12 protein-coding genes, 1 tRNA gene and 1 riboswitch are annotated in these 13,015 nt (G+C 71.9%); of the genes, 10 read left to right on the forward strand and 3 right to left on the reverse strand.

What is annotated here, in order from left to right:
• Nucleotides 1–32 precede the first annotated feature (32 nt).
• On the reverse strand, nt 33–191 hold the full coding sequence (locus ACQP1N_RS14535) for a hypothetical protein (protein ID WP_207394169.1): 159 nt from the start codon (nt 189–191) through the stop codon (nt 33–35).
• Nucleotides 131–280, reverse strand: coding sequence for a hypothetical protein (locus ACQP1N_RS14540; protein ID WP_207394168.1), 150 nt, complete (start codon nt 278–280; stop codon nt 131–133). The genes ACQP1N_RS14535 and ACQP1N_RS14540 overlap by 61 nt, the downstream gene beginning before the upstream one ends.
• Before the next feature lie 89 nt (nt 281–369).
• Between ACQP1N_RS14540 and ACQP1N_RS14545 the strand changes: the two genes are divergently transcribed.
• Nucleotides 370–696: a hypothetical protein gene (locus ACQP1N_RS14545; RefSeq protein WP_407642235.1), complete on the forward strand. Its 327-nt coding sequence runs from the start codon at nt 370–372 to the stop codon at nt 694–696.
• 1 nt (nt 697) lies between these two features.
• A complete protein-coding gene (locus ACQP1N_RS14550) occupies nt 698–1,063 on the forward strand; it encodes a hotdog domain-containing protein (RefSeq protein ID WP_433231847.1) in 366 nt (121 codons plus the stop codon).
• Between the two features lie 32 nt (nt 1,064–1,095).
• Here the strand turns inward: ACQP1N_RS14550 and ACQP1N_RS14555 are convergent.
• Nucleotides 1,096–1,169, reverse strand: a tRNA-Pro gene (locus tag ACQP1N_RS14555).
• Nucleotides 1,170–1,533: 364 nt separating this feature from the next.
• Between ACQP1N_RS14555 and ACQP1N_RS14560 the strand changes: the two genes are divergently transcribed.
• The 8 genes from ACQP1N_RS14560 to ACQP1N_RS14595 all read left to right on the forward strand — a co-directional run bounded on the left by ACQP1N_RS14560 (nt 1,534) and on the right by ACQP1N_RS14595 (nt 12,981).
• Nucleotides 1,534–3,387 (forward strand): PP2C family protein-serine/threonine phosphatase, encoded by a 1,854-nt coding sequence (locus ACQP1N_RS14560; protein ID WP_067799023.1) that lies wholly within the window; start codon nt 1,534–1,536, stop codon nt 3,385–3,387.
• A gap of 465 nt (nt 3,388–3,852) precedes the next feature.
• Nucleotides 3,853–3,992: riboswitch (cyclic di-AMP (ydaO/yuaA leader) on the forward strand.
• Between the two features lie 11 nt (nt 3,993–4,003).
• Nucleotides 4,004–4,789 carry a CHAP domain-containing protein gene (locus ACQP1N_RS14565; protein WP_067799026.1) on the forward strand — a complete coding sequence of 262 codons (786 nt, stop codon included), beginning with the start codon at nt 4,004–4,006 and terminating at the stop codon, nt 4,787–4,789.
• Between the two features lie 219 nt (nt 4,790–5,008).
• Entirely contained in the window at nt 5,009–7,903 is a 2,895-nt protein-coding gene (locus ACQP1N_RS14570; RefSeq protein ID WP_433231851.1) for a bifunctional glycosyltransferase/CDP-glycerol:glycerophosphate glycerophosphotransferase, read from the forward strand.
• On the forward strand, nt 7,887–9,176 hold the full coding sequence (locus tag ACQP1N_RS14575; RefSeq protein WP_084262994.1) for a glycosyltransferase: 1,290 nt from the start codon (nt 7,887–7,889) through the stop codon (nt 9,174–9,176). The genes ACQP1N_RS14570 and ACQP1N_RS14575 overlap by 17 nt, the downstream gene beginning before the upstream one ends.
• Nucleotides 9,177–9,200: 24 nt before the next feature.
• A complete protein-coding gene (locus ACQP1N_RS14580) occupies nt 9,201–10,400 on the forward strand; it encodes an acyl-CoA dehydrogenase family protein (protein WP_433231853.1) in 1,200 nt (399 codons plus the stop codon).
• Nucleotides 10,397–11,176 carry an SDR family oxidoreductase gene (locus ACQP1N_RS14585; protein ID WP_433231855.1) on the forward strand — a complete coding sequence of 260 codons (780 nt, stop codon included), beginning with the start codon at nt 10,397–10,399 and terminating at the stop codon, nt 11,174–11,176. The genes ACQP1N_RS14580 and ACQP1N_RS14585 overlap by 4 nt, the downstream gene beginning before the upstream one ends.
• Nucleotides 11,177–11,184: 8 nt before the next feature.
• A complete protein-coding gene (locus ACQP1N_RS14590; protein ID WP_067799035.1) occupies nt 11,185–11,802 on the forward strand; it encodes a TetR/AcrR family transcriptional regulator in 618 nt (205 codons plus the stop codon).
• Nucleotides 11,803–11,826: 24 nt separating this feature from the next.
• Nucleotides 11,827–12,981, forward strand: coding sequence for an acetyl-CoA C-acetyltransferase (locus ACQP1N_RS14595; RefSeq protein WP_067799037.1), 1,155 nt, complete (start codon nt 11,827–11,829; stop codon nt 12,979–12,981).
• Nucleotides 12,982–13,015: the final 34 nt, after the last annotated feature.

Raw genomic sequence — 13,015 nt, forward strand, 5'->3', positions numbered from 1 at the left:
GGTACATCGCGCTCTGATCGCTCATCGCGGGCTCACGCCCGTCCGCCGCCGGCGAGCACGATGCGCTCGAGACCGGCCGGGGAACAACGCAGCCGCGCGAGGACGCCGCGCCACTCGGTCCGCCGGATGTTCACCGTGACGTACGCCGAAGTGCCGGGACCGTGGGCGATGGGGAGACCGTCGCGGTGCATCCCGTGATGACGCCGAACTTGGTCAGACGCTCGACTTGCGCGTAGGCGTTGGCGCGAGAGATGTGGACGCTCTCGGCGAGCTGCCGCATCGAGATCCGCCCGTCGAGTTCGAGCGCTACACCCGGCCGGCCGGCTCGTGGACCAGCCGCCGGCCCCGCTGCCGCCGGATGAGGTTCTGGTGCGCGCACACCAGGCGCTGGTGGTCGGACGCCGCATCAACGACCAGGCGTACGCCTCCGTCCTGGGCGAGCGGGACTGGCTGTTCCCCACCCACCGCGACACCGTGTCGATCGTGGGGCGGGGCGTCGATCCCGTCGACGCCCTCGTGCTCCTGCGCGGTGACTGGCACAGCGGATACGACCCGGCGGCCACCCGTGTCGCGCCGCAGCGACGCCGCTCGCGACGCAACGAATGTGGTCCGGCGACGCCGCGAGCCGTTCCCTCGGCATGGAGATCGTGTGCGTCGGCCGGGTGCGGCGACGGTCACCATGGTCGTCCGCCCTGACATGATCAACAGCTGGGACATCTGCCACGGCGGGTTCGTGGCGAGCCCGGCCGACTCGGCGTTCGCTCTCGCCTGCAACTCCTACGGGGAGGTGACGGTGACGGCGGGGTTCGACATCACGTTCCTGGAGCCGGCACGCCTGGGCGACACGCTCGTTGCGGACGCGTCGAAGCGGTCGCGCCGTGGCCGCAGTGGCCTGTACGACGTGACCGTCACCCGGATCTCTGGTCAGGCGCCCGTCGTCGTGTCCGCCGCCTCAGCCATGAACCTCAGTTTCGCGCAACCCCGCGCCGGAGTTGTGCTCGCTGATGCCCCCATGACTGATGGGGGCATCGACCTTCAAGATCGAAAAAGGGCTTCGGAGTGATCTCCGAAGCCCCTCTGACCTGGTCTCCCGTGTCGGGACGGCGGGATTTGAACCCACGACCCCTTGACCCCCAGTCAAGTGCGCTACCAAACTGCGCCACGTCCCGGTGCCCGTTGGAGCGGGCTTGATTACTGTAGCGCAGTCCCGGGGGTCGTGCGTACCGGATTGCGGCCCGATGATCTCTGGTGGGCGGGCCGGAGGGTGCGGGTGGCGGTGCCGGTCATGAGGTGGCCGCGGAGGGGCGGTGAGCGTTGTGACCGGGGTCACATGGTTGGGAAGGGTTCTCTCCGGAGAGGGTCAGCGGAAGTGGTCGACTTCGGGTGTGAACGGAAAACTCGGGCAAAGATTTGGGTTGTTTGCCAGGTTATGGGCGAATAGTCCGTCGCTGACGTATGTAGCTTTTTTCTCCCAGGGCAGGTGACGCCGAACGGGGGACAGGGTTGGCGGAAGCGGAGGGCACCCAGCCCGGGATGGACGTTGCGGACCTTCGGGACGCCGCGCACGACCGTGCGGTGCTGGCTGAGGCGCGGGTCGTGCTGGCCCGTCGGCTCGGCGTCCCGCCCGGTGAGGCCCTGCAGCACCTGATCTGGCTCGCGCGCGACCTCGACATGGACCTTGCCGAGGCGGCGTCCGTGCTGGTCAAGGACGGGGGCGGCGGGCCCGTGGGAGCCGTGGTCGCCGGGCGGCGGGCGCCGCGTGCGGAGGGTGTCACGGCGGAGCGCAAGGCCGTCCTGTCGGAGGCCGAGGACGTTCTGCGCCGGCTGGCGGACGAGGACACCTCGGCGGACGCCGGGACCCTCGCCGGGTTGCCGGACGATCCGGTGGCGCGTGCGGTGCTGGACGGGGCGCTCGACTCGTGTGCCCACCTGGTGCCGGTCCGGGACCCCGACGGGGATGTGACGGACTTCCTTTTCGCGGAGCTCAACGGCGTCGCGCGGGACATGTTCGGGCGCGGCAGGGATGAGCTGACCGGTCTCCGGTTGCTGCGCACGGACCCGGGCGCCGTGCTCAGCGGCCTGTTCGACGAGTACGTCGAGGTGCTGGAGACCGGGACGCGGCTGGAGCGGGACTCGTTCCCCTACTCCACCGCGCAGCGCGGCCTGTCCCGTGCGTCCCGGATGAGCGCGCGGTGCGTCCCGGTGCCGACCGGCGTGTGCGTCACCTGGCGCTACCACTTCGCCGAGGACCGGGTCGCACGCCGGCTGGAGCGGGTCGAGCGGCTCGCGCTGATCGGCTTCGGCGAGTGGGACCTCGCGACCGGCGAGGCGGACTGGACGCCGCAGATGCTGGCCAACTACGGCCTTTCCTCCGACGAGGTGCCGCCGATGCCGCACGACCTGCCGAAGGTCGTGGCGGAGGACGATCTTCCGCTCGTGGAGGAGGCCGTCCAGACGATGTTCTCGCGGCGGGAGCCGGTGGAGGCCGAGCACCGCGTGATCGGCAAGGACGGGACGCCGCGGCACCTGTGGGTGTTCGCCGAGCCGGTGCTGGGCGACTCCGGGCTGCCGATCTCGATCAACATCGTCTCGCAGGACATCACCCGCCGGCGCGGCGTGGAGCGGGCGCTCGCCGAGACCCGGCGGCAGATGCTGAGGCAGCAGGCGCGGACGGCGCAGGAGCGGAAGGTGGCGGTGACGCTGCGCCGCGCGATCCTGCCGGACGAGGACCAGGTGGAGCAGTTGCCCGGCCTCTCCATGGCGGTCCGCAGCCTGGCGGCGGAGAGCACCGCCCGCATCGGCGGGGACTGGTTCGCGACCCGGGTGCTGCCGGACGGGCGGGCGATGTTCGCCATCGGGGACGCGGCCGGGCACGGGCTGCCGGCGGCGGCCGCGATGGCGCGGACCCGGAACGGGCTGCTGGGCCTCGCCTGCACGGGCGAGCCGGCGGGACGGCTGGTCGGCTGGCTGAACGAGCTGGTCGGGAACATGGACCCGCCCGCGACGGGGACCGCGATCGTCGCGCATTTCAACCCGTCCCGCCGGCTGCTGGAGTGGACGTGCGCGGGGCATCCGCCGCCGATCCTGGTCCGGGACGGGCGGGCGGTGCCGCTGGACGCCGTCCGGGACCCGATGCTCGGTGCGATGCCGGGCTGGCGCTACACGACGATCACCACGGATCTGCACCCCGGGGACCTGCTGTTCCTGTACACCGACGGCCTGGTCGAGCGCCGGGACGCGGACATGGACGAGCGCACCGAACGCCTCACCGGGATCCTGCGGGACTGCTCGGAACGCCCCGAACGCGTGCTGGACGAGGTGCTGGCGCGCATGGAGCACGACCGGGCTGCGGATGACACCACGCTCTTCGCCCTGCGCGTGGAGTGACGAAGCACACTCGGACCTGCGAAGATCACCCAGTGTGATGTAGACCTCACTTGGGCGGGTGCTGATGGTGGGCGTGTGACGGACGATCACTTTCCGGCCGCTGCTTTCCTGGTTTCTTTACCTTTTTCTGATCTTGCGGTAAGCCTTGCCTGCAAAGGGTTGAGGGCCGGTCAGAGAAAGATCGGGAAGGCCCGGCGGGCCGGCGGTGTTGGGTGTTCCTTGGAACGGCTTTGAGCAGGCAAGATCGAGCTTTGTGCCGGGTTTGCTTTTCTTGAGAAGGTTGGTACCTTCTATTCGAATCACGCAACGCACCCCATGCGTTGCCGCCGGCCGTTCGCCATACGGCCGAGGATCGCGGAGCGGTATTCGCACGCGATGCGCGCCAGACGATGCGCGCCACCTCACCGAGATCAGTCGCTGAGATAAATCCGAATAGAGCACCGCGTCCGCGGTGCGAGGCCGAGTCCGTTCCGGTCGCCACGACCGGCACGGAGCCGGGGACCCAATGTTCCAGGGGTGAATCGGCGCGTCCGAGAGCCGCGCCGTAGGGCTGCTTCCATGCCCGAATCCGTCAGCTAACCCGGCAGGCGTCATGGAAGACAAGGAGATTCCCTGCATGACCGGTCGTTTCAATCGACTTTCCCTGAGCGCCTTCACCCCCGAGGACAAGGCCGTCGGCGTCGCCGTCAGCACCGTCCTCGCCGGAGCCGTCGGGCTCGCGGTCCTGAACCCCCTCGCCGGTGGCCGCGCCGCGGCCGAGACCCCGGCGCAGGCCGCCGCGGCCACGGCCGCGGCTCCGGCCCCGGCCCAGGCGGCGGCGGTCGCCGAGAAGGGCACCGCGTCGAAGGATTCCACCTCCTCCATCGCCGACGAGGCACGCAAGGCGGGGTACAAGGTGCCGCCGCGCGCGGTCAAGCCCGCCGAGGTGCTGAAGCTGGCGAAGAAGCAGGTCGGCGTCAAGGAGGGCAAGCGCGGCCAGACCAAGTACCACGACTGGTACGTCTCGACCTCGCACGCCAAGGCCACCGCCAAGCGCGACGGCGGCTTCTCCACCAAGGCGTACAACGGCGCCCAGTGGTGCGACATGTTCGTCTCGTGGCTCGGCGCCCAGACAGGCGTGAAGAACATGGGCTGGGACGCCTACACCGTCCAGCACGCCTCCTGGTTCAAGAAGACCGACCGCTGGGGTCACAAGGCCAAGCCGGGCTCCATCGTGTTCTTCGACTGGAAGAAGGGCTCCAAGGGCCGCATCGGCGACATCGACCACGTCGGCATCGTCGTCAAGGACAACGGCAACGGCACCATCAGCACCATTGAGGGCAACACCGAGAACGCGGTGAACAAGAAGGTCCGCGCCAAGTCCACGGTCGTCGGCTACGGCTACCCCGACTACGCGTCCTGACCCGTCCTCCCCTCCAGCGGGCGCCCGGTTCCGGCCGGGCGCCTTCTGGCGTCCCCCGGTGACGGTCCCCAGGTCTGCGGCGAAGTCGGGTAATGGGAAGCATTGACAGCCTTTGATCCTCATTGGACCTCGATAAGGCGTTCCTGGATAGGAATCACTGGCGACCGTCCGACCGGCGCCTGGGGGCCGTCCCCAGAGGAAGGGTGAAGGGGGACGCCCATGCGGCTGCGCCCGGATGTCAGTGTGGTGGTTATCGCCTACAACGACGCCCGGCGGCTTCCGCGGGCGGTCGCCTCGTCGCTGGCGCAGTCGCTGGGCGGCGTCGAGACGGTCATCGTCGACGACGCGAGCACCGACGGCACCGGGGAGATCGCCGACCGGCTCGCCGCCGCGCATCCGGGACGGGTCCGCGCCGTGCGCCTGCCGTCCAACTCGGGCGGCTGCGGACGTCCCCGCAACGCCGGGATCGAGGCGTCGGCCGGCCGGTACCTGATGTTCCTCGACAGCGACGACCTGCTGGACCGGCACGCCTGCCTCAACCTGCTCGCCGCCGCCGAGGACACCGGCGCCGACCTGGTGTCCGGGCGGTGCGACCGGATCTTCCTGGACGTGCCCGAGGGCGCGAAGGGACGTGTCCGCCCCTGGTATTCCTGGCTCTACCGGCGCAGCGCCGTGTACGGGTCGCTGAGCGAGAACCCCCGTCTCCTCTACGACACCCTCTCGACCAACAAGGCGTACCGGCGGGGCTTCCTGGACGAGCACGGGCTCCGGTTCGTCGAACGGCTGCACTACGAGGACCTGCTGTTCACCGCGGAGGCGTACCTGGCGGCCGAACGGACCGCGCTGATCCCGCCCCGCGTCTACAACTGGTTCGTTCAGGAGCGGACGCCGACACCGTCGATCTCGAACCGGCGCGCCGAACCGGCCAACTTCGCCGACCGGCTGGAGATCCACCGGCGCATCGACATGATGTTCGCGCTGCGCGGCGCCCACGACCTGCGGCGCGCCAAGGACGTCAAGTTCATCAACCATGACCTGGGGCTCTACCTGCGGGAGCTGCGCGACCGCGATCCGGGCCGCCGGGAGCGTTTCCTCGACCTGGCGGCCGCGTACCTGGCGGAGCTGGACCCGTGCGCGTTCGAGCTGGCGCGCCCGCTGCCCGCGATCGCCGCGTACCTGATCCGCGAGGGCGACCACGAGGGGGCGCTCGCCGCCGCCGGGTACCGGCCGGACGAGCGGCCCGAACTGCGGGCCCGGCTGGTGGAGCGGGACGGGCGGGTGTTCTGGGGCGCGGGCCGTCCGCGCGGGAGGCTCGGCCGCCGGATCCTGGACGTGACGGGCCTCGGGTTCCATGTCCGCCCGCTGAGGGAACTGCGTCCGGCCAACACGGTGACGCGGCTGGAGATGCGCGGCGACCGCGTCCTCATGGCCGGGCACGTGCTGAACCCGCTGGATCGGATCCCCCCGGACGCGGAACTGGCCGGGACGCTGGAGTTCCGCGACCGGCGCCGCCGGTCCCGCCGGGCGCGGGCTCGCGCCACCGTCCGGCACGAGGGCGACCGGCTGGCCTGGCGGTCGCAGTTCGCCCCGGCCGAGCGGATCAGGCCGGTCGGATTCGTCGATCCGGTCTGGGACGTGCGGCTCCGCATCCGGGTCGACGGTGAGGACGTGGTCACCCGCCCCGGCGAAGGGCACGGGTCACCGCCGCTGAGCGGGGTCGCGCTGCCCGTCCGGCCCCGGCTGACCAGGCTCGCCGCCGACCGGCTCCGCTCGTACGTCACCGAGGGCGGGCATCTGGCGTTCGCGCTGGAGGCGGCGGGCCCGTGGGGGCGGCTCGCGGGGGCCGCCGCGCGGTGCGCCGCCCGCTCCCCGGCCGGGCGGCTCGCCCGGCGTGGCGCGCGCTCGCTGGGGGAGGCCGTCCGGGGGAGGCTGACCGCCCGCGAGACCAAGATCGCCGTGTTCAACCGGGTGCTGAGCCGGCTGCCCGTCCGGCCCGGCCTGGTCGTCTTCGAAAGCCACCTCGGCCGCGACTATTCGGATAATCCGAAGTACATCTACCGGGAGTTGCGCCGGACGGGCCGTCCCGTGACGGCGGTCTGGTCGTACGCGTCGTCACCGGAGGGGTTCCCGGGCGACGCGACGCTGGTCCGGCGCGGCTCGTGGGCGTACTTCCTGGCGCTGGCGCGGGCGCAGTTCTGGATCGACAACCAGGGCTATCCGGATGGTCTTCGCAAACGCCCGGAGACCACCTATGTCCAGACCTGGCACGGGTCGGCGTTCAAGCTGATGGGCCTCGACCAGCCGCGCCTCAAGAGCGGCCCCGCCGCCGACAGGGCGCGGCTGCGGCGGATGGCGGAGCGCTACGACTGCTTCCTGGTGCGCTCCCGGCACGACGCCGAGACGCTGTGCCGCGGGCTCGGCGTCCGCGCCGAGCTGCTCCCCTCCGGCTACCCGCGCAACGATCCGCTGGTCAACGGGGTGGACGGCGACCCGGAGCCGGCCGCCGAGGCCGCCGCCCTGCGGGCGTCGCTCGGCCTTGCCGACGGGCGCCGCGCCGTCCTGTACGCGCCGACGTTCGCCACCGGGCCGGGGGGACGCCCGGTCGGGCTGCTGGACCCGCCCGTCGACCCGGAGAGGTTCGCGCGTGAGCTGGGCGAGCGGTACGTCCTGCTCGTCCGGCCGCACTACCTGTGCCGGGCCAACGTCCCGCCGGGCGCCCGCGCGGTCATGCGGGACGTCGGCGCGGTGCCCGACGTCACCCCGCTGCTGCTGCTCGCGGACGCGCTGATCACCGACCACTCCTCCCTCATGTTCGACTTCGCGCTGCTGGACCGGCCGATCGTCCTGCACCTCCCGGACGGCCGTGATCTCACCACCGGCTACTTCGACCTGGAGCGGCACGGCCCCGGGCCGATCACCCGCACCGAGGACGAGCTCGTCGCCGCGCTCGCCGGGCTGGACGCGGCCGAGGCCGTCCACGCCGCCCGGCGCCGCGCGTTCGCGGCGCGGTTCGGCGAGCACGACCGGGGCACCGCCGCCCGCACGGTGGTGGACCGCCACTTCCCAGCCGCACGGCCGAGCCACAGGGGGAAACGCAATGGCCGCACCGCGTGAGGTCTTCATCGTGTGCAACAACGCCGACGAGATGGGCGGGCTCCAGCGCTGGGCGCACCACATGGCGCGGCTGCTGGCCGGCCGCGGCGACCGGGTGACCCTCGTCGGGATCACCCGGGGCCCGGAGCCGTACCACCACGGCCGCGACGGGTCCTACGCCGTCGAGGTGCTGCACCGGGAGTGGCGTGCGCCGGCGATGGCGTGGCGGCCGGCGAAGCCGCTGGAGCACCTGAACGCGGTGGCGCGCGGACGCGAGCTGTGGCGGTCGGCGGCCCAGCGGCGCGGGGCGGCCCGGCTGTCGGAGCTGTTCGCCGCCGCCGGGCCCGGGGCGGTGGTGATCGTGGCGCAGGTGTGGGCGATGGAGTGGGTACGGCTGGCCGACACCTCCGGGCTGCGCGTCGTGGCGATGAGCCACGAGTCGTACAAGGCGACCCGCATGTCCTCGCGGTACCGGCGGGTCAGGGAGCACTATGCGGACGCCGACCGGATGCTGGTGCTGACCGCCGAGGATGCCGACGCCTGGGCCAGGGACGGCATGACCAACGTCGACCACATCCCGAACGCCCTGCACGTCACGCCGACCGTCCATCCCACGCTGGATCTTCCCGTCGTCGCCTGTGTCGGGCGCCTCTCCCAGGAGAAGGGCATGGACCTGATGCTGGAGGTGTGGGAACGGGTCTCGGCGGCTCACCCGGGCTGGCGGCTGCACGTCTACGGCGGCGGCCCGGACGAGGAGGAACTGCGCGCGCAGGCGGCAGGAATATCCGGTTCGGTGGAGTTCCGGGGCGTGGTCGCCGATGTGGAGGAGGCGCTCGTCGAGGCGTCGATCTTCGCGCTGCCGTCGCGGGCGGAGGGCTTCCCGATGTCGGTGCTGGAGGCGATGGCCTACGGGCTGCCCACGGTCGCGTTCGACTGCGCGCCGGGTGTCCGGGTGCTGATCGAGGACGGCCGGGACGGCGTGCTGGTGCCGCCCGGCGACACGGCCGCGTTCGCGGCGGCGCTGGAACGCCTCATCGTGGACCGGGACCTGCGCCGCGCCCTCGGTGCCGCGGCCCGCGCGTCGGTGCTGCGGTTCCATCCGGACGCCGTCCTCGCCCGCTGGGACCGGCTGTTCGACCTGTTCCACCGCGGCCTGGACCACCGGGACCTGCACCACCGCGATCTGCACCACCGGGGCCCGCCGCCGGCCGTGCCGGAGCGTCCGGCCGCGCCGGCTCTGGAGCCGAGGGCGGGACGGGAGGCCGAACCCGCCCTGGGGGGTGATTCTTTCTAACAACTGTTTGGTAGAGTGCGCGGCGTGAACCAGAACGAGTCGCCGGAGGACCGCGCCTTCCGCGCCGAGGTCCGCGACTGGCTGCGGGCGAACCTGTCGGGCGAGTTCGCGCACGCCCGCGGGCTCGGCGGGCCCGGCCGCGAGCACGAGGCGTTCGAGGAGCGGCTGGCCTGGGAGCGGCACATGGCCGCCGCCGGCTGGACGTGCGTCGGCTGGCCGCGGGAGTACGGCGGACGCGGCGCCACCGTCGAGCAGCAGGTCATCTTCCACGAGGAGTACGCGCTCGCCGACGGCCCCGCCCGGGTCAACCACATCGGCGAGAACCTGCTCGGCCCCACGATCATCGCGTTCGGCACCGACGAGCAGCGCGCCCGCTTCCTGCCGCCGATCGTCGGCGTCGAGGAACTGTGGTGCCAGGGCTACTCCGAGCCCGACGCCGGCTCCGACCTCGCCAACGTCCAGACCCGCGCCGAACTCTCCGGCGACCACTGGCTGGTCAACGGGCAGAAGGTGTGGACGTCGCTGGCCCTCGAAGCGGACTGGTGCTTCGTCGTCTGCCGCACCGAGCCCGGCTCGTCCCGGCACAGGGGGCTGTCGTATCTGCTCGTGCCGATGAAGCAGGACGGCGTGGACATCCGGCCGATCATCCAGCTCACCGGCACCTCCGAGTTCAACGAGGTCTTCTTCGACGGCGCCCGCACCGGCGCCGGCAACATCGTCGGCGCGCCCGGCGAGGGCTGGAAGATCGCGATGGCCACGCTCGGGTTCGAGCGCGGCGTCGCGACGCTCGGCCAGCAGGTCGGGTTCCGCCGCGAGTTCGAAGACGTCGCCGACCTCGCCCGGCGCACCGGAGCCATCGCCGATCCGCTGCTGCGCGACCGGCTGACCAGGGCGTACATGGGCCTGGAGATCATGCGGCTGAACGCCGTCCGGACGATGGCGGGCGTCGCCGCCGGCGCGCCGGGGCCCGAGTCGTCGATCTCCAAGCTCGTCTGGGGCACCTGGCACCGGGAACTGGGTGAACTGGCCATGGACGTCCTCGGCACCGCCGGGCTCGTCGCCGACGGCGAACCCTATGACCTGAACGACTGGCAGCGGCTGTTCCTGTTCTCCCGCTCCGACACGATCTACGCCGGGTCGAACGAGATCCAGCGCAACATCATCGCCGAGCGCGTGCTCGGCCTGCCCCGTGAACCCGCCGCAAGCAGAGAGGCACGCGGATGACCCCGCCGCCGTACGTCCCCGGGCACGGCCTGCTCAAGGACCGCGCCGTCGTGATCACCGCCGCGGCGGGCGCCGGGATCGGCGGCGCCACCGCCCGCCGCTGCCTGGAGGAGGGCGCCCGCGTCCTCATCTCCGACACCCACGAACGGCGGCTCACCGCGTCCGCGCGGGAACTGGAGAAGGAGTTCGGCGCCGACCGCGTCGCCTCCCTGGTCTGCGACGTGACGTCCGAGGACCAGGTGCAGGCCCTCTACGGCCTGGCCGTGGAGCGCTTCGGACGCGTCGACGCCGCCGTCAACAACGCCGGGCTCGGCGGGACGGCCGACCTCGTCGACATGACCGACGAGCAGTGGGGGCGCGTCCTCGACATCACGCTCACCGGCACCATGCGCTGCACCCGCGCCGCCCTGCGGATCATGCGCGGCCAGGGGGCGGGCGTCATCGTCAACAACGCCTCGGTGATCGGCTGGCGGGCCCAGAAAGGCCAGTCGCACTACGCCGCCGCGAAGGCCGGCGTCATGGCGCTCACCCGCTGCTCCGCGCTGGAGGCCGCGGACTACGGCGTCCGCGTCAACGCCGTCTCGCCGTCCCTCGCCATGCACCCGCACCTGGTGAAGGTGACGTCGGGGGAACTGCTGGACGAACTGACGCGCCGCGAGGCGTTCGGACGCTACGCCGAGCCGTGGGAGGTGGCCAACGTTATCGTCTTCCTGGCCAGCGACTACTCCTCGTACATGACGGGCGAGGTCGTCTCCGTCTCCTCCCAGCACCCCTAGGAACCACGATGAGTCCACGACGGCGCGACGCCGAGGGCACCGCCACCGCCCGCGCGGAACGGCGAGCCGAACTGCTCGCCACGGCCGCCGAGGTGTTCGCCTCCCAGGGCTACTCCGCCACCACCGTCCGGAAGGTGGCCGACGCCGCCGGCATCCTCGGCGGCAGCCTCTACTACCACTTCGACTCCAAGGAGTCGATGGCCGACGAGATCCTCCGGACGTTCCTGGACGAGATGTGGGCCGGGTACGGCCGCGTCCTGGACGCCGGGCTCAGCGCCCGCGAGACCCTGGAGGCCATCGTCGTCGAGTCGTTCCGCTCGATCGACCGGCACCGGCCCGCCGTCGTCCTCTACCAGAACGAGTCCAAGCACCTCGCGACCAGCGAACGGTTCCACTACCTGCTCGACTCGCAGCGCCGGTTCGAGGAGATGTGGCTGTCCCTGCTGGACCGGGGCGTCAAGGAGGGCGCGTTCCGCGCCGACCTCGACCGGACCCTGGTGTACCGGTTCATCCGCGACACCGTCTGGCTCGCGGCGAACTGGTACCAGCACGGCGGGCGGCTGTCCGCCGACGACATCGCCAAGCAGTACCTCGCCATGTTCCTCGAAGGCATCCAGGCGAGCTAGGACCCCTGTACGAAGGAGAGACCCATGGCCGAGGCATACATCGTCGACGCCGTCCGCACCCCCGTCGGACGCCGGGGCGGCGGGCTCGCCGGCGCGCACCCCGCCGACCTCGGCGCGCACGCGCTCACCGCGCTGATGGACCGCACGAAGGCCGACCCGTCCGCCGTCGAGGACGTCGTGTTCGGCTGCGTCGACACCCTCGGGCCGCAGGCCGGCGACATCGCCCGCACCTGCTGGCTCGCCGCCGGGCTGCCCGAGGAGGTCCCCGGCGTCACCGTCGACCGGCAGTGCGGCTCCTCGCAGCAGGCCGTCCACTTCGCCGCGCAGGCCGTCCTGTCCGGGACGTCCGACCTGGTCGTGGCGGGCGGCGTGCAGAACATGTCGCAGATCCCGATCGGGTCCGCGATGACCGCCGCCGCGCCGCTCGGCTTCACCGAAGGCCCCTTCGCCGGCTCCAAGGGCTGGCGGCGCCGCTACGGCGACCGGGAGGTCTCCCAGTTCCACGGCGCCGAGATGATCGCCCGCGACTGGGACCTGTCCCGCGAGGACATGGAGGAGTTCGCCTACGAGTCGCACCAGCGCGCCATCCGCGCCATCGACGAGGGGCGCTTCACCCGCGAGATCGCCCCCTACGAGGACGTCACCACCGACGAGGGCCCGCGCCGTGACACCACACTGGAGAAGATGGCCGGCCTGAAGACCCTCGTGGACGGCGGACGCCTCACCGCCGCCCTCTCGTCCCAGATCTCCGACGGCGCCGCCGCCCTGCTCATCGCGTCCGAGCGGGCCGTCAGGGAGCACGGCCTCACCCCGCGCGCCCGCATCCACCACATCTCGGCGCGCGGCGAGGACCCGATCCGGATGCTGTCCGCGCCGATCCCCGCCACCGCGTACGCGCTGAAGAAGACCGGCATGACGATCGGCGACATCGACGCCGTCGAGATCAACGAGGCGTTCGCGTCCGTCGTCCTCGCCTGGCTGAAGGAGACCGGCGCCGACCCCGCGAAGGTCAACCCGAACGGCGGCGCCATCGCCCTCGGCCACCCCCTCGGCGCCACCGGCGCCCGCCTCATGACCACCCTGCTCCACGAACTGGACCGCACCGGCGGCCGCTACGGCCTCCAGACCATGTGCGAGGGCGGCGGCCAGGCCAACGTGACCATCATCGAGAAGCTGTGACTCCCTGTTAGCCCAGGGGGCGACCCCCTGGAAC

The organism is Actinomadura formosensis, assembly GCF_050948385.1.
GTDB classification, from domain to species: Bacteria; Actinomycetota; Actinomycetes; order Streptosporangiales; family Streptosporangiaceae; genus Spirillospora; species Spirillospora formosensis.

Bases quoted from the DNA above. Each gene is read 5' to 3' on its own strand.
- ACQP1N_RS14585 (WP_433231855.1), top strand. From the start codon at position 10,397: ATGACCCCGCCGCCGTACGTCCCCGGGCACGGCCTGCTCAAGGACCGC.
- ACQP1N_RS14535 (WP_207394169.1), bottom strand. From the start codon at position 191: ATGCACCGCGACGGTCTCCCCATCGCCCACGGTCCCGGCACTTCGGCG.
- ACQP1N_RS14590 (WP_067799035.1), top strand. From the start codon at position 11,185: ATGAGTCCACGACGGCGCGACGCCGAGGGCACCGCCACCGCCCGCGCG.
- ACQP1N_RS14570 (WP_433231851.1), top strand. From the start codon at position 5,009: ATGCGGCTGCGCCCGGATGTCAGTGTGGTGGTTATCGCCTACAACGAC.
- ACQP1N_RS14565 (WP_067799026.1), top strand. From the start codon at position 4,004: ATGACCGGTCGTTTCAATCGACTTTCCCTGAGCGCCTTCACCCCCGAG.
- ACQP1N_RS14550 (WP_433231847.1), top strand. From the start codon at position 698: ATGATCAACAGCTGGGACATCTGCCACGGCGGGTTCGTGGCGAGCCCG.
- ACQP1N_RS14595 (WP_067799037.1), top strand. From the start codon at position 11,827: ATGGCCGAGGCATACATCGTCGACGCCGTCCGCACCCCCGTCGGACGC.
- ACQP1N_RS14560 (WP_067799023.1), top strand. From the start codon at position 1,534: ATGGACGTTGCGGACCTTCGGGACGCCGCGCACGACCGTGCGGTGCTG.
- ACQP1N_RS14540 (WP_207394168.1), bottom strand. From the start codon at position 280: ATGCGGCAGCTCGCCGAGAGCGTCCACATCTCTCGCGCCAACGCCTAC.
- ACQP1N_RS14575 (WP_084262994.1), top strand. From the start codon at position 7,887: ATGGCCGCACCGCGTGAGGTCTTCATCGTGTGCAACAACGCCGACGAG.